Below are 21,711 nucleotides of genomic sequence, written 5' to 3'. Positions count from 1 at the left end.
ACGATACATATAGATGAAATCAGCTAAGAAGGAGTTGCGTGTATTGGAAAACGTTGTACAACGAACTTTAACACTTGATGACATACCCGATCTTATCGCATTGTCAAAAGAGGTCGACTGGCCTGATTACAATGCAGATGAGCTTACATCTCTTTTAACAAACGGATATTTTACAGGTTTTTCAACAACAGATGGACAAGTGATCTCATGTGCGGGACTTTTCCAATATGATAAAGCAGCATCAATTGGTGCCGTTATTGTATCTGAGACGCATCGCGGCTTAGGCCTTGCGCGGAAAATGATTGACACCCTGCTTCGCCGAAGCGATCAAAGTGTTCCTGTCGTTTTAACTGCTACTGTACAAGGACAGCCCGTTTACGAAAAAATCGGATTTCAAACGGCCGGCTATATTCATACATACAAAGCACAGACCACGAATCCATCGGCTTTTCGTGTGTCAGGCGGGATTCACCTTTCTCCTGCTGATGAAGCGGACCTTCCGTCTATTGAAGCACTTGACGAAAAAGGTGCAGGCACCAATCGATCAAGCTTTATAAGAAAGCGAATGGAACGAGCATCGTTCCGGCTGATCGCAAAGAATGCGCATCATGAAACAACTGGCTTTGCATTTGGCATCGAAACCCCTGCTAATCTAATGATTGGACCGCTTACAGCAAACGATGAACAAACCGCTCTCTCGCTCATCCAATCACTCATCTCGTCTTATTCAGGGGCAATTCGTTTAGATATGCAGGAAGAAACTGCTGAACGCCTGCATGAAACACTTGTTGAAGCAGGATTTACGAAAACAAACGTAGCCCATTTTATGATGATTCGCGGGAAAGAAAAACTAAATGATCCCGCCCTTTTCTATTTTCTTGCCTCTCAAGCATTTTCTTAAAAAACAAACAAGCTGTAGACACTTAATGTCTACAGCTTTTCTATTACTTCTCCCCAACTGACGAAAGAACATGAGCGAGTGCATTTGTGACCTTCCCATGCTCTGATGCATGCGGGCGGTCATCACCATCTCCATAGCCATAATCAATCATTCGATTACGATTTAAGCAAAGCTTTGTCAGCTTCGGCTGGAATAGATCAAATAATTCAAAACGGTCTTTTAGCTGCGGAAATTGCTTTTGATACTGCTGAATTTCTTCCGCAAGCAAACGCCAAAGAGTCGTTTCATCTAACAGATTGTGATTGTCTAATACGTTGGATACATAACGCAGATTGCAAATAAATAATCCTGTAAAGATAAATTGCACTAGACCTTCTGGCGGCTCACTGCGCAGCACTTCTTTTAAATCTTCTTCTAGTGAAGCTAATTCAGGCAGCGGCTGGTCACTTATATTCACATCATCAACGAAATCTTTGATCGCCAAACGATGCGGCTGATGATTTTTTAACACAAGAATTGTATTTTGCCCATGCGGTGAAAAAACTGTGCCGTATTGATACATAAAGTGCAGCAGCGGCGGCATCACGACATGGAAGAACTTCGCCATCCATTCTTTTGCTGAGAGACCTGATTTTTCAATCAGCTGCTTGATATACGGCTCACCTTCATGATCCTCGTAAGTAAGTGCCGCAAGTGTAACAGGGCTCTCCCCTTCTTCTAAGTACGTATAAATGCTTTCTCTAAAAATGACACCGAGCATCTCAAGATATTGATACGGCGCACCAGGCAGTTTGCTGTAGTATGGATGATCGACATTGATACTTGCATTTTCACCTGGTAAAATGACGCGGCACACATCAGATAAAAATGAGTCTTGATCGGCAATCCCTTTAATATGCGCTGTAATGCGCGGGGCAATGACCGTACGTTCTGATGGGAGTCCACGGTACACGAGCGTATTTAAAATACTCATTGGCAGTTTAATATGATGCTTGTCTTTATTTGAGATATTTGTAAAGGTTCTGATCGACTGCTGCGGGATATATTGATCCAGCCCCTCTCCCAAATACACAATCCGGCGCAAGGCCAAATCTTCAGGGAAATGCTGAATAATCATATGCGTCCACTGCCACTGATGAACAGGCATCATATAATAGTCAGCTGCATTCAGTCCTTCATCCTTTAACACACGCTGAAATTGACGAATCGTGACTTCATCTAATTCTTTGGCGATCACCTGCTCATAGTTTTCATGATCGACTGCATGGAATGTCGCAAGCTCTCTATGTACAGCAATCCAAGACAGCTGCACACATTCCTGCCGTTCTGGTGCATAGGCTAAGTAATCATCGTAGCTGAATCCTATACGTCCTTTGTTATACACAATCCAAGGATGGCCTGTCATTTCTCCTTCAATCCATGCATAATCCGTATCTGTCAGTTCATCCGCACGAAGTGCTTTTTTCGACAGCAAATGGACATCGGCTAACAAAGTATGGTGAAGCTCTTTGATAAGATGGCCTGTTGTGTCAGAGGACATTGGGATGATCGGCTGAATGTCTAGTAAAAACACAATGGCACTGACATCCTTTGACCATTTTCCATCTTGACAGCACTCAATTGATTCAGCGATTGTATCAAAACTATCAAACAACCGAGGTTTTGCCAGATAACGATATTTCTTATGTTCGTGAATGGTTAATTCATACTGCGCGATGCCATCCTTACAATCCAGCTCAACAGGATGAAGCATTGCCTCATACATATATTCAGACAGCATTTTAGCCACCATTCGCTGGTTTGCCTTTTTCCAAGCAGCAGGATTCACCGCTTTTTTCAATTCATCTTGCACATTCATCGCTTCATCCTCCTTAACCTTTGATTTCTTCAAATGTGTGTGCGTTCTTGTGTGTACCAAATGTCTGGAAGACGTGCTTTTGATAAAGTGGATACACAGTTTGACGAGCAAGTTCATTGATGATCACACTGTTTCGATAAGCCCCCAGCCCCAAATCTGGTGCGCCGACCCCATGAGTATGAAGCTCTGCATTTTGTACAAAAATATCATTTTCACCCATCATATTTGTTTTCAAACGATATTCACGTTCAACTTGGAATCTCCCTTGATCATCCCATTGAATGTGATGAGAAATAGGGTTGATAAATGGCGGCAGAACGGATTGATAGCCAGTCGCCAATACGACAATATCCGTCTCATGTGTAAAGGATTCTTCCTTGACCCATTGCGTGCATGAAAGTGATAACCCGCCCGCTGTTTCCTCAATCAAGTTGACCTCTGTCATGGCTTGAAGCACTGTGTTCAGCTGGTTTCCGCAGGCAGAACGTTCATAAAGCAAATGATAAATATCACGAATCATCGCCGAACTGATACCTTTATACAGCAAGTCTTGCTGTTTTAATAACGCATCCTTTTTGGCTTGCGGAAGCTCATAAAAGAAATCAATATAGTCAGGGGAGAAATACTCAAGTCCAAGGTTTGAATATTCCATTGGGAAAAATCCTTTTGATCGTGTAAACCAGTGAATATCCTTTGCCTCATCATCTGATAAAATGTCATAAAACACTTCTGCCGCACTTTGACCAGAGCCGATAACTGTTACAGATTTCCCTTTGAAACAGCCTTCTTTCTTTCGTTTTAAATAGTCAGCTGAGTGAAAAACCTTCTCTCCTAAAGCTGGCTGGAGCGATGCGGGTATCGCCGGCTGCGTGCCAATTCCTAAAACGAGATGTTTGCTTTCAAACACCTCTACAGTTTGGTTCTTTACATGACGGACATGCACTTCATACCACTTTTCCCCTGCCTTCTCGATCAGTGAGACAGATTCGACGTTCATGCCAAATCGGCAGGAATCTAACTGGTCAGCGACCCAGCGGCAATAATGACTGTATTCCTTGCGCGGGATATGGAAGTCCTCTAGAAAGTAAAATGAATACAAACGGTTTTGTTCCTGCAAATAGTTGAGAAAGCTATATTTGCTTTTCACATCTGCCATGCTGACAAGGTCCGCTAAAAATGGGACTTGCAGTGTCGTCCCTTCAATGAGCATCCCTGGGTGCCAGTGAAAGGCTTCACTTCTTTCAAAAAACAAAGCGTCGATTTCATTTACCTCTTCAGATAATGCGGCAAGCCCCAGGTTAAACGGGCCAATGCCGATCCCAATTACATCCACTATATTATTTTGCTTGTTGAACCGCGTCATGGTTATACTTCCTTTCGAATCGTTCTCGATCACAAAACATCAAAAGACCTGTTTTATCGGGTAATGTGACTGGTTTTACACGTTCGAAGCCGCATTTTTCAAATACATGAATCATTTTTTCATTGCGAATATCCGGCTCAGCAACGATTTTTTCTGTTCGTTTGTTCTGCTCAAATTGAAATGCTGTCATTGCCTGAAGGAGCGGCGCAGCAAATCCTTTTCCCACATAATCCGGCTCCCCTATTAACAGGTGGATGCCTTGATCATGCGGAGAAGGCTCATAGTAGGATTCAATGATATCCCCTTTCACGTTATAAGCCTCAAAATAACTCATTGGCGTCCCATCAATCGTGCCTAAATAAAGGGTTTGATGCGGATCATGTATCGCCTGATAAAAATGCTTTTCAAAATCAGAAAACGGAATATTCAAATGCCAAAATGGGTGAACATACTCTTCTTGCATCCACTTATGGACAAGCTGAACGTCTCTTTCATATTCAGCACGAATAAACCTAATACGATGCCTCATCCAATCAGCGCCTCCTTATGTAAAAAGAGCGGATTCAAGACAGCCGTGTAACGAGATTGTGTTTCCAGAGATCCGGTCAGCTCATCCATATCTTCAAATCGTGTCAGCAAATTCGCTTTTGAAGGAAGTTCTTTTGAGCGGAGAAGGCTGTTAGTCAGTTCAGATGCTCCGTATGTCTCCTCATGAGCGAGTAATGTATCTCTCACGAGTGCCAGCAAGTCTTCTTCCTTTGCAAGGGCTTCCGTGCCAAAGCCATTAATGAGACCAAATAAATGATTAAAGAAGAAATAATAACGGAGTCTCTCAACGGCTACATCATCCGAACAAATGGTTTCACTTCTTACGCTCAAGTTTTGAACTAGATTCGCGAGCTTATCCTTTTTCGATTCACTATAATAGTAGCCTTGGTTGTCACGGTAATAGAAGGTCTCTGGATAACCATCTTTCATTTGCACAACAGCATTTTGCTGATGGGCCTCGAGTGCAAGACCATACGTTTCAAACAGCCAGAGCATCGGCTTTAACGAAATAGTCAAATATTGTTTAAACCAATCTTGGCTGACCGCTTCTGTTGACCTGCCTTCTGCGCCTGCAAGTTTATGAATAATTCCTGCTAATCTCGATTTTCCTCCATACGCATGATCCTGACACAGCCCAGCAATTAAGCTTGCGCCTTTTTCACGATGCAAGAATGGATTTTGACGAATGACCACTTCAAAGCCAGATTCCGTTTCATCTCCTCGAATAGAGAGATATGCAGGATCTTCAATGACCCGGAATCCAGAGAATTTTTCATATAAAGAAACGCCTAATTCTGTTTTTAAGATGCGGGACATCTCTACTCCTCGATCCAGTTCCTTTTGTTTATTGATGCGTAACGAGTTTGTAATTTTCACAGGAACAGAGAATTTGAGCATGTAAGCAGAATCCTTTTGATAGACAGTTCTAAAGGATGAGGTCGCTGTGTATTCAGATCCCAGCGGTCCTAAATAAGTCAGTTTCCCTTCCTCTATATAACGCTTCACAAATGCCTTCTCCATGACCACTTTGACTTGCAGCGGATGAATCGGAATGAGCACATATTCTCCGTTTTCTGTTAACATATTTAGTCTCTCTGTTTCTTCTGGTACCTGACGCGAAAGCTCTTCTAACATGAGGCTTGCCGCCGGTTGTGAAATAGACGAATCCTGAAGCACAATCGAATGATGCGCTTTAAAGTAATGAAGCTGGAAAGCTCCTTTCAGCTCAGGAGAATAGACGGCTTCCTCTTCTTCTGTCATCCCTTGTCTGCTTTTTGGTGTTGGATGTGTTAAATGTCCAAGGAGAAGTGACTGCTCAGCCTCGATGTACTCAAAATCAGCTTGAGATAAAGCAGCTTGATCACTTTCTCTCTCCTTTAAGAATCGTTCAATATTTCGGCAGCTTAAAATGATGCGAAGCATGAATTCATCCTCTGCATCTGTGCGGCCATATTCAATGAGAAGCTCCTTTGAACATAAAGCAACAAGTGTCGTGTAATCGACGATCGTTCCCTCTTGCTCGCTGCCATGAGGACGAAAGCGAATCGGAAAATCAAAGAGATGGCGGCCTACAGATGAAAAATATCGGATCGGAATCACAAGCTCAAGGTCTTGCTTTGCTAGTTTTGCCACGAATACAAGCGAACCATCTGCTTTCGTCTCTTTTTTTGCAGATCGATCGATTCCTGTTTCACGTAAAAAACAGTTTAAAAAGCTTTGCATAGTTGCATTTTCAGCCATTTGTTTATATTGACTCAACGTAGTACCCTCCCGGATTGAATATGAGCAATCCCGATATCAACGATGTCAGAAAGGATTTCCTCAATATGTGTGATTGTCGTTCTCGGATTTAACAAAGTGAATTTTAAGCATGTTTGACCATCCACCACTGTTTTCGCAATGACAGCAGCTCCTGATTTGAACAGCGTTCGATGAATGATTTTATTGATGTCATCCGCTTGGTGATCATCCTTAAATCGAAACACAACTGCATTGATTTCTGGCTCAGGATTGATCACTTCAAGGTGATCATTTCTCTCGATAAGTGCTGCCACATCCTTCGCAAAATCAATGGTATGGTCAATGATGTCACCAAACCCCTCCTCTCCAATCAGACGAAGAGAAAGAAGCAATTTCAGTGCGTCGAACCGGCGCGTCGTTTGGACAGATTTATTGACGAGATGTAGAATTCCATCCAGTTCATCTTCCTTTGGGTTAAGATAATCTGCATGATAATTGATCAAACCAAAATGTCTTTTATCCTTCAGCAAAAATGCCCCGCAGGAGATCGGCTGATAAAATTGTTTGTGGAAGTCGATCGTGATTGAATCAGCAAGCTCAATACCGTCTAATTTACACCCGTAGGTTTCGCTTAATATAAGCGCACCTCCGTAAGCAGCATCTGCGTGAATCCATAGACCGTATGGCTTGACGATGTCATACACATCTCGAACCTGGTCAATACTGCCAAAATCAGTTGTCCCGCAAGTCGCCACTACCGCAAAAGGCAGGAGATCCTGTTCCTTTAACTCAACAAGTTTCTTCTTCAAATCGTTGAGGTCCATGCGGTGATGCTCATCTGTCTCTACTAGAACAACTGCCTGCTCCCCTAAGCCTATCTGTGATGCAGATTTCTTCACAGTGAAGTGAGCATTCTTAGAGCAAAGAATTCTCATGCGGTGAGCCTCACTCGGCAAGCCTTTCTGCTGAACATTCCATTGCCATGTGTTTTCACAAAATGCATCTCTTGCAAGAAGCAGTCCCATATAGTTAGATTGGGTGCCACCGCTCGTAAATGTCCCATCTGCTAGATTTCCATAAGAAAACTTCGCACATAGCCACTTTAAAATTTCCTCCTCAACCAAAGATGCAATACCGCTTTGATCGAAGGAATCCATTGATTGGTTAAAGGAGCTTACCATCACCTCTGCGGCAAGAGCAGGTATGAGCGGCGGGCAATGCAAATGTGCCAAGCATTTAGGATGCGATACATCAACGAGATGCGGCAAAAGATGCTGCTTTATATCTTGAAAGACAGATTCCATTGATTCGCCAGACGGTTGAAACTGAAATAAGGATTCGACACTAGCCGCTAATTTCCCAGGCAATATTCCGCTGTATGGTCCTTGGTCTTTTTGCCACTGATCCAGTAAGCTGTCGATAGATGTATGAAGAGCCGCTCGGAAGGACTCTCTTCCAAGCTGGCTTTGATTGATAAATAATGAATCCACAGAAGCTTTAGTTGATTGCATCGTAAACGGCCTCTTTGAAAATGGCGATGACTTGTTCAAGCTGTTCTTCTGTCATGATCAATGGCGGTAAGAATCGAATGACGCTGCCGAAACGGCCTCCTGTCTCTACAATTAAGCCTTTGTCGAAGCAATTCTTTTGAATGAGACTTGCTAGCTCAGGATTTGCTGGATAACTTCCATCCACATCCTGCTTTTCATTTGGATTGACAATTTCAGCACCAATCATTAATCCTCTTCCTCGAACATCACCGATAGCAGGTACATTTTTTTGAATGTCTTTTAAATAAGCCTGCATGCGATTACCTAACTGGTCTACATGATCAAGCAGATTGGTTTCTTTTATAAATTTAAGCGTAGCAGTTCCTGCAGCCATCGCCATTTGATTTCCTCTAAATGTGCCAATGTGTGCACCTGGATTCCATTGATCCAAATCTTGATCATAAATCACAACTGAAAGCGGCAGACTTCCACCAATGGCTTTAGATAATACAATAACGTCTGGCACAATTCCTGCATGTTCAAAGGCAAACATCTTACCTGTTCGGCCAATGCCTGATTGAACCTCATCGATAATGAGCGGAATGCCTTTTTCTTTTGTGATTCTTCTCATTTCTTTTATCCATTCAATAGATGCTGGAATTGAGCCTCCCTCACCTTGCACAGCTTCAAAGATCATACCTGCTGGCGGAAGAATACCACTTTCAGGATCATTTAATACACGCTCAATATAAGAACTGGAAATACGGTGTGAATCTTTACCGCCAATGCCAAATGGGCAGCGATATTCATATGGATAAGGCATGAAATGCACATCTGGAATTAACCCTTGCACTCTTTCCTTTGGAGACAAATTTCCGCTTAATGACATCGTGCCATGTGTCGCACCGTGATAAGCACCGTGGAAAGAAAGAATGGAACGATTACCTGTCGCTGTCTTGACTAATTTAATCGCAGCTTCTATGGCATCACCGCCAGTTGGTCCACAAAATTGAATTTTTGCTCTCTTTGCAAACTCTTCTGGCAGGTGAGAAAAAATTTCATTCACAAACTCTTCTTTAATTTCTGAGGTTATGTCCAACGTATGCAATGGTCTTTTTTCATGAAGCATACGTTCAATAGCTTCTATAACAACCGGATGATTGTGACCAAGTGCAAGTGTTCCTGCGCCTGCCAGACAGTCATAAAACTCTCTGCCATCTGCATCTGTCACGATCATACCCTCGGCTTTTTGCATGGCTAATGGGAACCGTCTCGGGTAAGACCTTGCATTAGATTCTCTTTGACTTTGCTGTTCTAAAAATTGCTGATTTTTAGAAACGGTTTTGATGGACATAATAAAACACTCCTCCAATTGATAAAGATTATCATTTTCATTTATTAGCCTAGAGGATGTGAGATAGGAAAGTCAATTGTATTCAAAAAGATGATTCAAAAAGCATATGAATGCAATATTCTCTTTTTAATGAGTATTTTCGAGTAATTTTTACAAACCTTACTGCCATAAGGGGATGGAACGCATGAGACGGTTTGATATTGAAAAAAATTACAAATCATTCTTCCTGGTTCTTTTGTTCTATTCAACTCAAAGCGCTCATTTTATGAAGAAATTTGGATGAAATGAAGGTAGAAAATTGAAGAAGTAACACCATTTTTTCTTGATATAAATGGTTTGGATGGTATAATTTCTCTGAAACATAAAGGAATGGAGGGGAATTTGATGATTTTTACAAAGCACGATCTTCACCATTACTTAATGCAGGATAAGAAAGCATTAGCGATTACGCGCAGAAGACCAAAGTGGTTTGGGGACGATATATGGAAATATCAAAGGTATTTGCGAAAATATGAATACTATTCTAATAGCGGCGCTCTACTGCGCAAATGGTTTTATCGCTATTTACATAAAAAGAAAGGCATGCAGCTTGGCTTTGATATTCCGATTGGCGTCTTTGGCCCCGGCCTTAGAATCAATCATAGTGGTCTCTTAATTGTGAATAAGCACGCAAAAATTGGGGCATTTTGTGATATTCATCAAGGGGTGAATATTGGACAAAACCATTCCGAAAAGGATGTACCAACCATTGGAGATCACGTATGGATTGGCCCCGGTGCTAAGCTGTTTGGAGACATTTATATTGCAAATCATATTTCAATCGGAGCAAATGCCGTAGTGAATCGTTCCTTTCATGAAGAGCAGATCGTCATTGCTGGTGTACCGGCTCAAAAGGTAAAAGAAAAAGGCCCTTCTTCATGAGGGCGCCTGATAAAAAAGAATAACACCGATCAAAACAGAGATGAGCAGCATGAGATAAAACAAGATGGTTAAAATCAAGATCGTCCAGCCCAGCCCCTTCCTCTCTGTCTTGATCAAATAAATACCGAGTACGATGGTACTAAATAGCACGCCTAAAATGGCCCACAGCCATTTGTCTTTGTTGTGCTTTGGCGCATCAAACCATAAATAGATGGCAACAGCAAGTGAAACGAATAGACCCGTTAATCTCATATTTAAATTCCCCCTTATGTATACGCGCTCTCTATGATGCGTTTGAGTATCCGAAGATCAGCAACAGGAAGTAAAAGACAAAGACTAGTATAACAATAGAATAGATGATGATGGACACGATCAGAACTGTCCAGCCCAATCCTTTTCTTCCTGTTTTGATGAGGTATATCCCAAATGCAAAGAGCCCGAATAAAAGACCTAAAATAGACCATAACCATTTATTTTTCCCATGTTTTGGTGCATCTATCAATAGATAGATTGCGACTAAAATAGAAACAAACCATCCAGTTATCCAGCCCACATTCATCTGCCAACCTTCTTCTTCAGTTTATTCCATTATATGATACTTTTGTCCTAAAAAATAATGATTCAGAGGATATTGCGCGGGAGGCTTTGCCATTCCTCTCTCAGCATCCCAAAGCGCATAGAGTCATAATACTCTCCTTGATAATAACGGACCTTTCTCAGTCTCCCCTCAAGGACAAATCCGCATTTCTCTGCGCACCGCATCATCCGTTCATTCCCTGACCAAGTTGTTAAACCAATTCGAGGGATATCAATATGCGTAAATAACACATCAATCCATAGATTTAATGCCTTTGTCCCAATACCCCCGCTCCAAAAACGTGAGTCATAAATGATAATGCCGCATTCAAGCCACCTCGTACGTTCATTCTCCCAATAATATGATACGGTGCCTTTGATATCACCATCTATTTCAATGCCATATAGCTTTTGGGGAATGGATTCTTCCTGTAAGTAACGTTTCTTAAATGCAGCAAGCGGGATTTCGTGTTCATAAAAATAAGGGGCATTCCATTTCCGATAGGACTGGTCTGATGCTTTAAATTTTAAATGCCACACCGTCTCTAAGTCCGTTTCGGTTAATGGACGTATGTTCACAAGCTCTTCCTTTTCACTTTTCATCTGTTCACGTTCCTTTACTTTGTCGTTCTTTTTGCTAAATGACGGTACTCGATCGGCGTCATGCCTTCATTTTGCCGAAACAGCTTAGAAAAATAAGTAGGGTCGTCAATACCTACATGATCTGCAATAGCAGCGATTTTTTCATTCGTTGACGCCAGCATGCTTTTGGCTTTTTCGATTTTGAGACGATGGCTGTACTGGTTTGGCGTCAATCCATATACTGTCTGCATACATCTTGTCATGTAGTCAGGATGATAGTGCAGTTTCTCTGCAAGCTGCTCCATGTGTAATTTCTCCATAAAATGATGCTCAAGATAATGAACCACTTCTGATGCAACGGTCTCCTTTGCACTTGGAATATGGAATGCTTCCTTTTGCAGGTGAATGAGCAGTTCCTCAAATAGAAGCTGTTTTTTCAGCGGAAGTTCAGATGCATCATGATTTAGTGCTCTCATCGCTGAAAGGTGTTTTTCTAACACACTTCGTCCTTTCACTTTTCCTAAACGGGGCAGACTAAATTCATAGGTTGCCGGCTTTTCGAAGGTAGCTTGATTTTGTTTCATATCAATCCAGTGTTCTCTCGGCCGGTTCGTCAGCTCAAATCGGTCAATTGAGAAATGCAGCCACTCATAGTGGGTTTCCTCTTCACATGGCAGATGTCCACCATGAGACAGGCCCGGTGAGAGAATCGTATATTCACCTTCTTTTACATGAAAAGCCTCCTCGCCCTCTGTCATCCATAGTTCACCTTTTGTGACATAGAGAAGATCAAATACAGTGAAGGTTCTTGAGATGTGTCTTTCTCCTTGATGAAATACCCCTTTACCTGAAGCAATATATATAGGAAACGGCGGTACAGTAAATGTAATAAATCGATCCATATTCAACCCCTTATGAAGTCGGATTTCTCCAATAAGTTTCGGTTTCGTCTCTTCTTATTATAGTCGATGCACGGTACACTATAAATCGGATTTATACGAAAGGGGGCTATGTGATGAAATCTCAAACCCTGTCATATGAAAAGGTTCAAGCAAAAGATGAGAAAACACACCCTTCATTATTTGCATTAACTTGGCCTATTTTTATCGAAATCTCTTTATATATGCTCATGGGGAGCGCTGATACACTCATGCTCAGCCAATACTCCGATAACAGTGTGGCCGCAGTAGGTGTAAGCAACCAGCTCCTGAATTTATTAATTGTCATGTTCAGCTTCATTACAACAGGAACGACCATTGTGATTGCTCAGCTTTTAGGAGCTGACCGCAAGCAGGAAGCGACTCAAGTTGCCTATGTCTCTCTAGGAACCAACTTCTTAATCAGCTTGATCATTAGTCTCCTCATGTTTGTGTTAGCTGTTCCAATCCTGCACATGATGGGCTTATCAAGTGAACTCATGCCGGATGCGACGGTCTTTTTACAAATTGTTGGGCTGCTTTCTTTTATTCAAGCGCTCATTATGACGTATAGTGCTATTTTAAAAAGCTACGGATATACAAGAGACACGATGTATGTCACCATCGGAATGAATTTGCTAAACGTTGCCGGCAATTATTTGGTCATTTTTGGTCCGTTTGGCTTTCCGGTATTAGGTGTCATGGGTGTTGCCTTTTCTACCTCACTCGCTCGGTTGATCGGATTGATGGCGATGATTCTCATTGTCGGCCGACGAATTGGATTGCGCTTTTCTTTGAAGAGTATGTTTCACATCCAGCGGACGCATTTAAAAAAGCTGCTGAAAATTGGAATCCCTTCTGCTGGAGAGCAGCTTTCTTATAACGGCTCCCAAATGATCATTACACTGTTTATTACATTTATGGGAACGCAGGCTTTAGCAGCAAAGGTCTACACTCAAAATTTGATGATGTTCATTATGTTGTTTGGTGCAGCGATTAGCCAAGGGACACAGATTTTAATCGGGCGCCATATTGGAGCGAAAGAATTTGATGCTGCCTACCGCAGATGTATGAAAAGCTTATACTGGGCCATTGGGATCTCTCTTCTTTCTTCCACTGCTTTATCTTTATCATCGACGCATTTGCTTACCTTTTTCACTAGCAATCGTGAAATCATTCAAATCGCCGCTACGCTTCTCCTATTGACGATCATTTTAGAGCCGGGACGCTCTTTTAATATGGTCATTATTAATTCATTGCGGGCGGCTGGTGACGCGAAGTTTCCAGTGTATATGGCGATGATATCAATGTGGGGAATCGGGCTTCCGATCGCTTACTTGCTAGGCATTCAGCTTGAAATGGGTCTCATTGGGATTTGGATTTCTTTTATCGTGGATGAATGGGTCAGAGGCATCTTCATGTATAGGCGCTGGCGTTCCAGAGTATGGACGGAGTATCGCTTTTCTTCCACATAAAAAAGGACTGGGTGCAGTCCTTTTTTACGTAATATCTTCTAAAATAAGTGCTTTTTCCTGTTTTGAAATAAATGCTCGCTCGGTAAAGACGCGGTATTCGTTTTCTCTTGTTTTATCTAAAATGGCTTTATAAAAGTGAGCTGCTGCTTTCACCGGTATTCGTGAATACAGCGGGAATTCATGAAGATGGTCAAAAAACTCCTCGTAGTATGCCTCTGCCTCAAAGGCAATGTACTCCCAGACGTGCTGGAAGGCTTGATTGACAATCCCTTCCTGCAATTCTTGCTCTGTGTACCCGAATTGATCCATCACCTGCTTTGGCAAATAAATGCGGTCTCTTTCAGCCTGATCTTCCCCAATATCTCGAAGAATGTTGGTTAGCTGCATAGCGATCCCTAACGAAATGGCTGCTTCTTTTAGCTGCTCTTTTTTACGTGGTGCAATAATGGGAAGGAGCATGAGTCCAACGGTACTAGCAACATGATAGGAATAGATGAGCAGTTCATCTAACGTTTCGTATCGCTGCTGCTCTAAATCCATCTCCTGTCCTTGGAGCAGGTCACGAAACGGGGCTTCATCCATCCGAAACTCTTGAAATGTATGCTCTAGCGCCACCCATATCGGATCATTTCGGTCTACCTCACCTTGTAAAAATCGATCAAACGTCTCCCGAAAGGATGCAAGGTCCTCTTGTGGCGTAGGCGACTCATCTACAATGTCATCTGCTCTCCGGCAAAAAGAATACACGGCCCAGACGGCCTGTCTTTTCTTTTTAGGCAGCATGGAAAAGGCCCGGTAAAACGTTTTAGAATGGGTTTGAATGGTTTCCTCACACACTTTTAATGCTGTTTGTACATCAACCACTTAGCTTCACTTCCTTTCTATCATTCAAATCTTTTAGTAGTACAGAGGCCATGAGCTTCGCACTTTGCATCACGATTGGCACCCCGCCGCCCGGATGCGTGGAAGCACCTGCCGCATAAAGATTATCTGTCTCGCTGACCTTCACTTGCGGGCGGAAGACACCTGATTGAAACAAATTAGGTGCAAGTCCAAAGCTGCCGCCTTCAAACAATCCTTCTCGCAAGGAATCATTTGGTGTTCTGACCTTTTTCCAAACAATCGACTCTCGCAATCTCGGAAAGCCTCTTTTCTCAAGGCGCTCCACCATGTTCTCGACAAAATCTGTCTCCTCTTCCCAGTTGATATGATCTCCTGAAGGAACGGGAACGAGCATGTATAGAACACTACAGCCCTCTGGGGCAAGAGATGGATCAATGATCGATGGATTAAATGTATAAAATGACGGGTCTTGAGGAATCGTTTTCGTTTGAAAAACCTCTTTCATATGCTGATCAAAGTGTTCTCCCATAAAAAATTGATGAACAGGTGCTTCATGATACATTTTGTTTAACCCGAGATACACCATCACACAGCCAGAGGAAGGCACGTATTTCCGGCGATCTTGTTCGTCTAAACCAAACTGTTTTAACGCAGCTGGATAATCTCCATTGATTACAAATGCATCAGCAGCTACATGTTCATCATTTACTTTTGCTTTGACTGCCCGTTTTCCCTCAAACACCAATTGTGTGACTTCTTCATTTTTTCTTACATGCACACCCATGTTGATGAGCTGCTCTTCCAATATATCTACTAAACTCGCATAGCCGCCTTTTAAATAGTAGATTCCATGTGCGTGCTCACTATAGGACACAAGCGAATAAATAGCCGATGCTTCATACGGGTTTCCTCCAACATAGAGGGTTTGAAGTGCGTATGCATCTCGCAGGCGTTCGTCTGAGAAATATTTTTTCAGAGCGCTTTGTACCGTTCGATACGCCTTTAATTTCATTAAAATCTTCATATTCGCTTTTGTAAAAAATGTACGTTTTTCGTGAAATGATTTTTCTAGAAAGGCTTTCTGTCCTTCTTGAAACCGGTCCGTCATTTCTTCCATAAACCTCTGGAACCCTTGATCTTCTTTTGGAAATACACGTCTGATTTCATCTAACTGACGGAGTGCATCAGAGTACTTCGTATAGGAGGTTCCATCTTGATATTGAATGGTATACAGCGGATCAAGCTCCACAAGATCAAGAGATGATTCGTCAATTCCTACCTCATGTAAAATGCCTTTTAACATGTCAGGAAGTAGGACAATGGTCGGACCTTCATCTACTTTATATCCTTTCTCACGTACAAAAGCAAGTCTCCCGCCAAGCCGTTCATTTTTTTCGACAAGGGTGACATCATGTCCCGCTTTTTTTAAATAAAGCGCTGAGATCATTCCGCCAATACCGCCACCTGCAATCAATATATGTTGTTTCATGAGGCGCTCCCCTTTTCTTGATGCGGCATTGTTTTGTGTGAATGTTTCTCTTTTTTAAGAATGGCATTTGTCGTGATACGTGCTGATTCTAAAATGGTTGGCAGTCCGCTTCCTGGATGTGTTCCTCCTCCAACAAGCCAGCAGTTCTTTAATTCATCAAATTCATTGTGCGGCCTTAGGACCATCATCTGCGTCAGCTGGTGGCCGAGGTTAAATGTAGCTCCTTCATAAACGTAAAGGTCTTCCTCCCATTGCTTCGGTGTGATCATCCGCTCGACTTCTATATGCTGTCTCACATCTTGAAAGCCGGTTTTCCGCTCCAATGTATCCAGCACAAGCTCTCTAAATTCATCTTGATGTGCTTCCCAGTCAATACCGCTTTGGTTATTAGCAACTGGAGCCAGCACATAAAGAGCTGATTTTCCTTTTGGAGCAAGTGAGTCATCGGTTACACTTGCATTTTGAATATAAATAGACGGATCATCTGGCAGCTCATATGTTTTCGTAATGCCTTTGACAAATCGAGCATAATCATCGGAAAAAACGATGGTATGGTGCGGCTCATCATACATGGTATCCAGTCCTAAATAAAGCATAAAGGTAGAGCATGAGAATTTTTTCTTTTTTAATTTTTTCTCGCTGTATTTCTTTAAGAGTCCTGGCTCGACAAGCTTTGTCATCACATGTGCAAAGTCTCCATTGACGACAACCTCATCTGCTTGTATTTCTTCCCCAGATTCTAAACGAATGCCTTTTACTTTCCTTCCCTCCGTGAGCAGCTTTTCAACGCCTGCTGACAGATGAATCTCTGCCCCAGCTTCAAGCGCCGCCTTTGCCATCGCTTCTGACAGCTGATTGACACCGCCCTTCGGATGGAATACACCTGTGTCATGTTCCATAAACGAAAGAATCGAGAACGCACCAGGGCATTCCCACGGTGACATTCCTAAGTACTTTGATTGAAATGTAAAAGCATATTTCACTGATTCATTCGAAAAATAGTCTGACAGCACATCATACAAACTTTTATTTAGTGAAAGCTGTGGAAGTGCTTTGATCACCTTCGGACGAAGGTAATGATGAAAGCGGTCCATTTTACTTTGTAAAATTGGTGTCAGACGATCCATTTTGCGCTTTGTATCATTCATAAATCTTAGATATCCTTCGCCCTCACCAGGTGCAAAGGCTTCTAATCGTTTGTACATTTCATCGCGATCCCGGATCATATCCAGCTGATTGTCTTGAAATATTAATCTATACATCTCTTTTAATTCAATCACATCAATATAGTCATAAAGATTTTTACCAGCAAAGGTGAACAGCTCCTCTGCAATATGAATCATGCTGAGAAAGGTAGGACCTGTATCAAACGTGAAATCACCAAGTTGAAACTTAGCGTTACGCCCGCCGACAAAGGGCTGCTTTTCGTATACATGAACGTCATGTCCTTTGCTTTGAAGCATCATAGCTGCTGCAAGGCCCCCTGGTCCCGCTCCAATCACAATGATTTTCATTATCCTTTTTCCTCCAAATTAATTCACTTTAAGTTAATTATACAAATTAGAAAGATTAGATCAACTTTTGATGTGCTGAAAAAGTCTCATGTTATGTATCAAAAAAGCCGGCTTCCTTTCAACATGTGCAAGAAAGCCGACTCTTTATTACGCTTCTATATCAATTCGATACGTTTCAAACCAATGATGAATCTGTGCTAGATGGGCAATCAACTGCGGGCCCTTCATGAGCTGGCCATACCATGGCACATGAAAGGAAGCCCCTTCCGTTTCAATCAGTTGCTTTAATTGATGTGGATCTAAAAATTCGTGAAGTACAGAGTCTTTTTGCGCGAGACAGTCTGTGAGCATCTCTTTCACAGCCTGAGTATAGGCTGGATGATGTGTTTTAGGGTAAGGACTCTTCTTTCGATAAAGCACTTCATTCGGTAAAATTCCCTCTAATGCTTTTCGTAAAACCCCTTTTTCACGATTTCCATGCATTTTCATTTCCCAAGGAATATTCCACACATATTCGACAAGGCGATGATCTGCAAATGGCACCCGTACCTCAAGACTAGCCCCCATACTCATTCGATCTTTACGGTCAAGCAGTGTTGTCATAAACCAGATCATATTTAAGTAAAAAAGTTCTCTCCGGGCTTTATCGACGCCGGTTTCTCCATCTAAAAGAGGCGTTTCTGCTACCGTTTCTTCATATTTGCTTTGCGCGTATTCCTTAAGTGACAGCTTTTTTTGCCACGAGTCTTGCAGGAGCTGCGTTCTAGCTTCAGTCGATCTCATCCAAGGAAAACCATTCGTTTCATTTTCCATATGGAACCACGGATAGCCGCCAAAGATTTCATCCGCACATTCACCTGACAAGCCAACAACGAAGTCCTTTTTAATTTCTCGGCAAAACCAAAGCAAGGAAGAATCAATATCTGCCATACCCGGTAAGTCTCGAACCTCAACGGCTTCCTTCAGATAGGAAGCGAGTTCTTTTTGCCCAATGATACAGCTGTGATGATTCGTTTGAAACGCTTTGGTCATTTGATCAATCCAAGGACCGTCAGCATTCGGCTGGAATTGATTTACCTCAAAGAATTGATCGTTTCCTTCGTAGTCAATGGAATACGTATGAAGCGGTGCTTCCCCTATTTTCTCAAAGTGCTTAGCGGCAATGGCAGTAATGGCACTAGAATCGACGCCCCCAGATAAAAATGTACATACAGGCACATCAGAGACGAGCTGTCTTGTCACGGCATCTGTAAAGAGATGCTTAATGTGCTGTGCGGTGTCATCAAGTGAATCAGTATGTTTCTTGCTTTTGACATTCCAGTATCTCCATACGCGCAGACCGTCTTTTGAAAAGGTCAAGGCATGTGCAGGTCTCAGCTCTTTTATCCCTTTAAACACGCCTTGACCTGGTGTTCTTGACGGTCCTAAGCCAAAGATCTCCGACAGCCCTTCATGATCGACTTTTGCTTTGATATCAGGGTGAGCAAGAAGTGCTTTGATCTCTGAACCAAATAAGAAGGAATGATGACGTTCTGTATAGAAAAATGGCTTGACGCCTAGCCGGTCTCTCCCTGCAAATAACAATTCACGCTCACTATCCCAGATCACAAATGCAAAAATGCCATTAAAATGAGAGACACACTCTTCCTTCCATTCTGTATAGGCATGAAGAAGAACTTCTGTATCAGAATGCCCAAGAAAGCGGTGCCCCCTTTTTAACAATTCTTTTCTTATATCCTCCGTGTTATAGAGCTCTCCATTGTATACAATCGTATAAGCATGGTTTTGATGTGTATATGTCATCGGCTGCTTTCCGCCTTCTACATCTACCACCGCTAACCTTTTATGCCCGAAAAGAACGTGCTCACTTTTCCATGTATTTGTATCATCTGGCCCTCTTTTAGATAATGTATCTGTCATTTGATTGATTACATGATCCTGTTGGATGAGCGGCTTTTTAAAGTCTGCCCAGCCTGTAATTCCACACATCATCATCAGCTCCCATCCGTTTTTCCTCAAGTGTTCTCATTCAGCCTTTCTTAGTTTATGCATCGTCTCCTTGATAGTTGATTTGTCCTTTTTTCCCGGCGTATAGGACAAGCTTGATTTGGTAAGAAAAGAAAGAGGAAAGGAGCTTTTGCAAATGGAGAATCGAATGAGACAGCTTGAACGCTGCAGCAGAAGATGGTGTAATGGGTATTTGCTCATTGAAAACGGGCATTGCCTGATTGAAGATGATGAAGGAGAGATCATGCTGCCAGAAAGTCTTCAAAGCACAATGATCTGTTTGAAGGAAAATGACAAATGGACAAAAGGGGAATTGCTCGGTTCTATGATTCTTCATGAAAACGGGCAGCTAATAGAAGTACAGGGAGGAGAAAACATTCAATATACGGCGTCTCTTGCCAAAGGCTGGCTTGATCTTCTCATGTTCGTACCGGAAAACGTTTTTGATCACATCCTTGACCAGATAGAGCAGCTTGGTTTTTCCGTCTATGATTGTGTTTTCTCTTCCTTTCATTCATTGCAGCGCGTCTCTTTCTTTCAGTTTTCGGCAGATACGCAATCACTTGCACTTCAATGTCACCATGAGCCAGCAGCCAATCACATTCTTTTTGAATGGACCACTTCAGACGGACAACGGATCGTTTCACAATTTGATGCCACATAAAAAGGACACTGCTTCGTATAAGCAATGTCCTTTTTATATTAAAAGATATGGAAACCGATCGGCAGACGTAAACCGAGAAGAATGGTCACAATCGCAAATACGATAAAACCAATCAACACACCAGTCACCGATTTTCCTTTTTTCTTGCGCACTAGGACCATTTCCATGAAACCGATCACGAGGATACCAAGAATCATTTTTCCAATATACTCGCCCCCGTAACCTGGAATTTTCATTCCTGTGCGAACATACAGCTCTACGCCTGTTGCAATGATGATCAAGTAGAATAAACGAACGATCATGTGCACAATTTTAGCGCCTTTGTCATTTTTACCTGCTAGAGCAAAGGCTACGAAGAATAAAATAATCCCCAGCACCCATGCTGTGATATGTAAATGTGTTCCCATTTTTGATTTCCCCCTTTATCAGAACAAGTACCTTCTCATCGTACCACGAAATAAGTCGAACACAAAGCGACAATCCTGTGTCATCACGCGCTTTATTTGACATGATTTGTCAGCGTTCCAATCGGTTCAATCGTGATGTCAATTCGATCTCCAGAAGCTAAAAACTTAGGCGGTTCAAAGCCCTTCCCTACCCCAGAAGGTGTACCTGTTGCAATGATGTCACCCGCTTCTAATGTCATCCCTTTTGAAAGAGTGGAGACAATGTCCTCAACTGTGAAGATCATTAATTCCGTACTGGCAGACTGACGAACCTCTCCGTTTACCTTTGTTTCCACATGGAGCGCACCATGATCCTCGATCATTGACTTATGAACGATATAAGGTCCTATCGGGCAGGTTGTATCTAAGCTTTTACCAATGAAAAATTGTTTATGTTTTTTCTGCAAATCTCTTGCCGTCACATCATTTAAAATGGTGTAACCGAATATATAATCTTGGACCTCTTCAGGAGCAATGTTTTTTCCTGATTTGCCCATCACGATGGCAAGCTCTCCTTCATAATCCAATTCACTTGTCACAGCTTCATGAAGAAGAATGTCCGCTTCGTGTCCAATGACAGAAGTAGGTGCCTTTGTAAAAATCATCACGTCTTCAGGAATATCCGCCGCACTTCCCATCTCCATCACATGATCTTGATAATTCTTTCCGACACACATGATGTTTTTAGACGGCTTTGGAATCGGGGCATGGAGTTTCACGTCCGAAAGCGGATATACATAAGAACCGCGGTCTTCTTCTTTTTTCTCAGCCCAATCAAGAAGCTGCCCGACATGTTCAACAAACTTGTCCCCCATTTTGATACACTCAGATAAAGAGTTTGGCAGTGTCTCAAGCTCAAATAATTTGGCTTCTGCCTTTTTGACGTCCATCACCCATTCATCATCAATGACTACCCCAATAAACATGCTGCTATGTATTTCACCTGTAAAAAACTTCATGTCTTCCCCTCACAATCTTCATTTCGCTAAGTTATGATGTCTCATTTTATTTCTCTATGAAAC

20 protein-coding genes are annotated in these 21,711 nt (G+C 42.2%); 4 read left to right on the top strand and 16 right to left on the bottom strand.

Features of this window, described 5'->3' with window-relative positions:
* The first annotated feature begins 43 nt into the window (after positions 1-43).
* Entirely contained in the window at positions 44-901 is an 858-nt protein-coding gene (locus NSS76_RS05505) for a GNAT family N-acetyltransferase (protein ID WP_341081192.1), read from the top strand.
* 43 nt (positions 902-944) lie between these two features.
* Here NSS76_RS05505 and NSS76_RS05500 read toward each other — a convergent pair whose 3' ends face one another.
* Genes NSS76_RS05500 through NSS76_RS05475 form a run of 6 tightly spaced genes read right to left on the bottom strand, consistent with a single transcriptional unit; the run spans position 945 to position 9,255 of the window.
* The gene (locus NSS76_RS05500; RefSeq protein ID WP_341081190.1) at positions 945-2,759 is read right to left on the bottom strand and encodes an IucA/IucC family protein; all 1,815 of its coding nucleotides are present in this window, start codon (positions 2,757-2,759) and stop codon (positions 945-947) included.
* Between the two features lie 13 nt (positions 2,760-2,772).
* Positions 2,773-4,122: a lysine N(6)-hydroxylase/L-ornithine N(5)-oxygenase family protein gene (locus tag NSS76_RS05495; RefSeq protein WP_341081187.1), complete on the bottom strand. Its 1,350-nt coding sequence runs from the start codon at positions 4,120-4,122 to the stop codon at positions 2,773-2,775.
* Positions 4,097-4,651 carry a GNAT family N-acetyltransferase gene (locus NSS76_RS05490; protein WP_025093381.1) on the bottom strand — a complete coding sequence of 185 codons (555 nt, stop codon included), beginning with the start codon at positions 4,649-4,651 and terminating at the stop codon, positions 4,097-4,099. The genes NSS76_RS05495 and NSS76_RS05490 overlap by 26 nt, the downstream gene beginning before the upstream one ends.
* Positions 4,648-6,429, bottom strand: a complete 1,782-nt coding sequence (locus NSS76_RS05485; RefSeq protein ID WP_341081180.1) for an IucA/IucC family protein — start codon at positions 6,427-6,429, stop codon at positions 4,648-4,650. The genes NSS76_RS05490 and NSS76_RS05485 overlap by 4 nt, the downstream gene beginning before the upstream one ends.
* Positions 6,426-7,922: a pyridoxal phosphate-dependent decarboxylase family protein gene (locus NSS76_RS05480; protein ID WP_341081178.1), complete on the bottom strand. Its 1,497-nt coding sequence runs from the start codon at positions 7,920-7,922 to the stop codon at positions 6,426-6,428. Before NSS76_RS05480 ends, NSS76_RS05485 begins: the two co-directional genes overlap by 4 nt.
* Positions 7,909-9,255 (bottom strand): aspartate aminotransferase family protein, encoded by a 1,347-nt coding sequence (locus NSS76_RS05475; protein WP_024425084.1) that lies wholly within the window; start codon positions 9,253-9,255, stop codon positions 7,909-7,911. Before NSS76_RS05475 ends, NSS76_RS05480 begins: the two co-directional genes overlap by 14 nt.
* A 384-nt stretch (positions 9,256-9,639) precedes the next feature.
* Here NSS76_RS05475 and NSS76_RS05470 point away from each other — a divergent pair, with 384 nt between their 5' ends.
* Entirely contained in the window at positions 9,640-10,176 is a 537-nt protein-coding gene (locus tag NSS76_RS05470) for a serine O-acetyltransferase (protein WP_044334187.1), read from the top strand.
* Here NSS76_RS05470 and NSS76_RS05465 read toward each other — a convergent pair.
* The 4 genes from NSS76_RS05465 to NSS76_RS05450 form a co-directional block, all read right to left on the bottom strand.
* Positions 10,171-10,428: a hypothetical protein gene (locus NSS76_RS05465; protein WP_024425086.1), complete on the bottom strand. Its 258-nt coding sequence runs from the start codon at positions 10,426-10,428 to the stop codon at positions 10,171-10,173. The two genes, NSS76_RS05470 and NSS76_RS05465, sit on opposite strands and share 6 nt — an antisense overlap.
* 31 nt (positions 10,429-10,459) lie before the next feature.
* Positions 10,460-10,735, bottom strand: a complete 276-nt coding sequence (locus tag NSS76_RS05460) for a hypothetical protein (protein WP_024425087.1) — start codon at positions 10,733-10,735, stop codon at positions 10,460-10,462.
* A gap of 62 nt (positions 10,736-10,797) precedes the next feature.
* Positions 10,798-11,355, bottom strand: a complete 558-nt coding sequence (locus NSS76_RS05455; RefSeq protein ID WP_024425088.1) for a GNAT family N-acetyltransferase — start codon at positions 11,353-11,355, stop codon at positions 10,798-10,800.
* A gap of 14 nt (positions 11,356-11,369) precedes the next feature.
* Positions 11,370-12,236, bottom strand: coding sequence for an AraC family transcriptional regulator (locus NSS76_RS05450; RefSeq protein WP_197172763.1), 867 nt, complete (start codon positions 12,234-12,236; stop codon positions 11,370-11,372).
* A gap of 113 nt (positions 12,237-12,349) precedes the next feature.
* Here NSS76_RS05450 and NSS76_RS05445 point away from each other — a divergent pair, with 113 nt between their 5' ends.
* Positions 12,350-13,726: an MATE family efflux transporter gene (locus NSS76_RS05445; RefSeq protein ID WP_341081168.1), complete on the top strand. Its 1,377-nt coding sequence runs from the start codon at positions 12,350-12,352 to the stop codon at positions 13,724-13,726.
* A gap of 24 nt (positions 13,727-13,750) precedes the next feature.
* Here NSS76_RS05445 and NSS76_RS05440 read toward each other — a convergent pair whose 3' ends face one another.
* The 4 genes from NSS76_RS05440 to asnB all read right to left on the bottom strand — a co-directional run bounded on the left by NSS76_RS05440 (position 13,751) and on the right by asnB (position 19,561).
* Entirely contained in the window at positions 13,751-14,590 is an 840-nt protein-coding gene (locus NSS76_RS05440) for a phytoene/squalene synthase family protein (protein WP_281237244.1), read from the bottom strand.
* Positions 14,583-16,058 carry a phytoene desaturase family protein gene (locus NSS76_RS05435; RefSeq protein WP_326160994.1) on the bottom strand — a complete coding sequence of 492 codons (1,476 nt, stop codon included), beginning with the start codon at positions 16,056-16,058 and terminating at the stop codon, positions 14,583-14,585. Before NSS76_RS05435 ends, NSS76_RS05440 begins: the two co-directional genes overlap by 8 nt.
* On the bottom strand, positions 16,055-17,572 hold the full coding sequence (locus tag NSS76_RS05430; RefSeq protein WP_044334175.1) for a phytoene desaturase family protein: 1,518 nt from the start codon (positions 17,570-17,572) through the stop codon (positions 16,055-16,057). Before NSS76_RS05430 ends, NSS76_RS05435 begins: the two co-directional genes overlap by 4 nt.
* Positions 17,573-17,719: 147 nt before the next feature.
* Positions 17,720-19,561 (bottom strand): asparagine synthase (glutamine-hydrolyzing), encoded by a 1,842-nt coding sequence (gene asnB, locus NSS76_RS05425; RefSeq protein ID WP_341081153.1) that lies wholly within the window; start codon positions 19,559-19,561, stop codon positions 17,720-17,722.
* A gap of 154 nt (positions 19,562-19,715) precedes the next feature.
* On the opposite strand from asnB, the gene NSS76_RS05420 reads away from it, so the two are divergent.
* The gene (locus tag NSS76_RS05420) at positions 19,716-20,243 is read left to right on the top strand and encodes a DUF2777 family protein (protein WP_044334171.1); all 528 of its coding nucleotides are present in this window, start codon (positions 19,716-19,718) and stop codon (positions 20,241-20,243) included.
* A gap of 38 nt (positions 20,244-20,281) precedes the next feature.
* Here NSS76_RS05420 and NSS76_RS05415 read toward each other — a convergent pair whose 3' ends face one another.
* Together NSS76_RS05415 and NSS76_RS05410 are read right to left on the bottom strand one after the other, a co-directional pair.
* Entirely contained in the window at positions 20,282-20,650 is a 369-nt protein-coding gene (locus tag NSS76_RS05415; RefSeq protein WP_024426524.1) for a YisL family protein, read from the bottom strand.
* 92 nt (positions 20,651-20,742) lie between these two features.
* A complete protein-coding gene (locus NSS76_RS05410; protein ID WP_341081147.1) occupies positions 20,743-21,648 on the bottom strand; it encodes a fumarylacetoacetate hydrolase family protein in 906 nt (301 codons plus the stop codon).
* Positions 21,649-21,711: the final 63 nt, after the last annotated feature.

Origin of the sequence: Bacillus sp. FSL R5-0654, from assembly GCF_038008745.1 — a bacterium.
In the GTDB taxonomy this organism is placed as follows: Bacteria; Bacillota; Bacilli; order Bacillales; family Bacillaceae; genus Bacillus; species Bacillus safensis.
This window is presented reverse-complemented; position numbering and strand designations above follow the sequence as displayed.

Coding starts and splice junctions, on each gene's coding strand:
- NSS76_RS05445 (WP_341081168.1), top strand. CDS start 12,350: ATGAAATCTCAAACCCTGTCATATGAAAAGGTTCAAGCAAAAGATGAG.
- NSS76_RS05480 (WP_341081178.1), bottom strand. CDS start 7,922: ATGCAATCAACTAAAGCTTCTGTGGATTCATTATTTATCAATCAAAGC.
- NSS76_RS05415 (WP_024426524.1), bottom strand. CDS start 20,650: ATGGGAACACATTTACATATCACAGCATGGGTGCTGGGGATTATTTTA.
- NSS76_RS05420 (WP_044334171.1), top strand. CDS start 19,716: ATGGAGAATCGAATGAGACAGCTTGAACGCTGCAGCAGAAGATGGTGT.
- NSS76_RS05475 (WP_024425084.1), bottom strand. CDS start 9,255: ATGTCCATCAAAACCGTTTCTAAAAATCAGCAATTTTTAGAACAGCAA.
- NSS76_RS05435 (WP_326160994.1), bottom strand. CDS start 16,058: ATGAAACAACATATATTGATTGCAGGTGGCGGTATTGGCGGAATGATC.
- NSS76_RS05455 (WP_024425088.1), bottom strand. CDS start 11,355: ATGAAAAGTGAAAAGGAAGAGCTTGTGAACATACGTCCATTAACCGAA.
- NSS76_RS05500 (WP_341081190.1), bottom strand. CDS start 2,759: ATGAATGTGCAAGATGAATTGAAAAAAGCGGTGAATCCTGCTGCTTGG.
- NSS76_RS05430 (WP_044334175.1), bottom strand. CDS start 17,572: ATGAAAATCATTGTGATTGGAGCGGGACCAGGGGGCCTTGCAGCAGCT.
- NSS76_RS05490 (WP_025093381.1), bottom strand. CDS start 4,651: ATGAGGCATCGTATTAGGTTTATTCGTGCTGAATATGAAAGAGACGTT.
- asnB (WP_341081153.1), bottom strand. CDS start 19,561: ATGTGTGGAATTACAGGCTGGGCAGACTTTAAAAAGCCGCTCATCCAA.
- NSS76_RS05460 (WP_024425087.1), bottom strand. CDS start 10,735: ATGAATGTGGGCTGGATAACTGGATGGTTTGTTTCTATTTTAGTCGCA.
- NSS76_RS05450 (WP_197172763.1), bottom strand. CDS start 12,236: ATGGATCGATTTATTACATTTACTGTACCGCCGTTTCCTATATATATT.
- NSS76_RS05410 (WP_341081147.1), bottom strand. CDS start 21,648: ATGAAGTTTTTTACAGGTGAAATACATAGCAGCATGTTTATTGGGGTA.
- NSS76_RS05495 (WP_341081187.1), bottom strand. CDS start 4,122: ATGACGCGGTTCAACAAGCAAAATAATATAGTGGATGTAATTGGGATC.
- NSS76_RS05465 (WP_024425086.1), bottom strand. CDS start 10,428: ATGAGATTAACGGGTCTATTCGTTTCACTTGCTGTTGCCATCTATTTA.
- NSS76_RS05470 (WP_044334187.1), top strand. CDS start 9,640: ATGATTTTTACAAAGCACGATCTTCACCATTACTTAATGCAGGATAAG.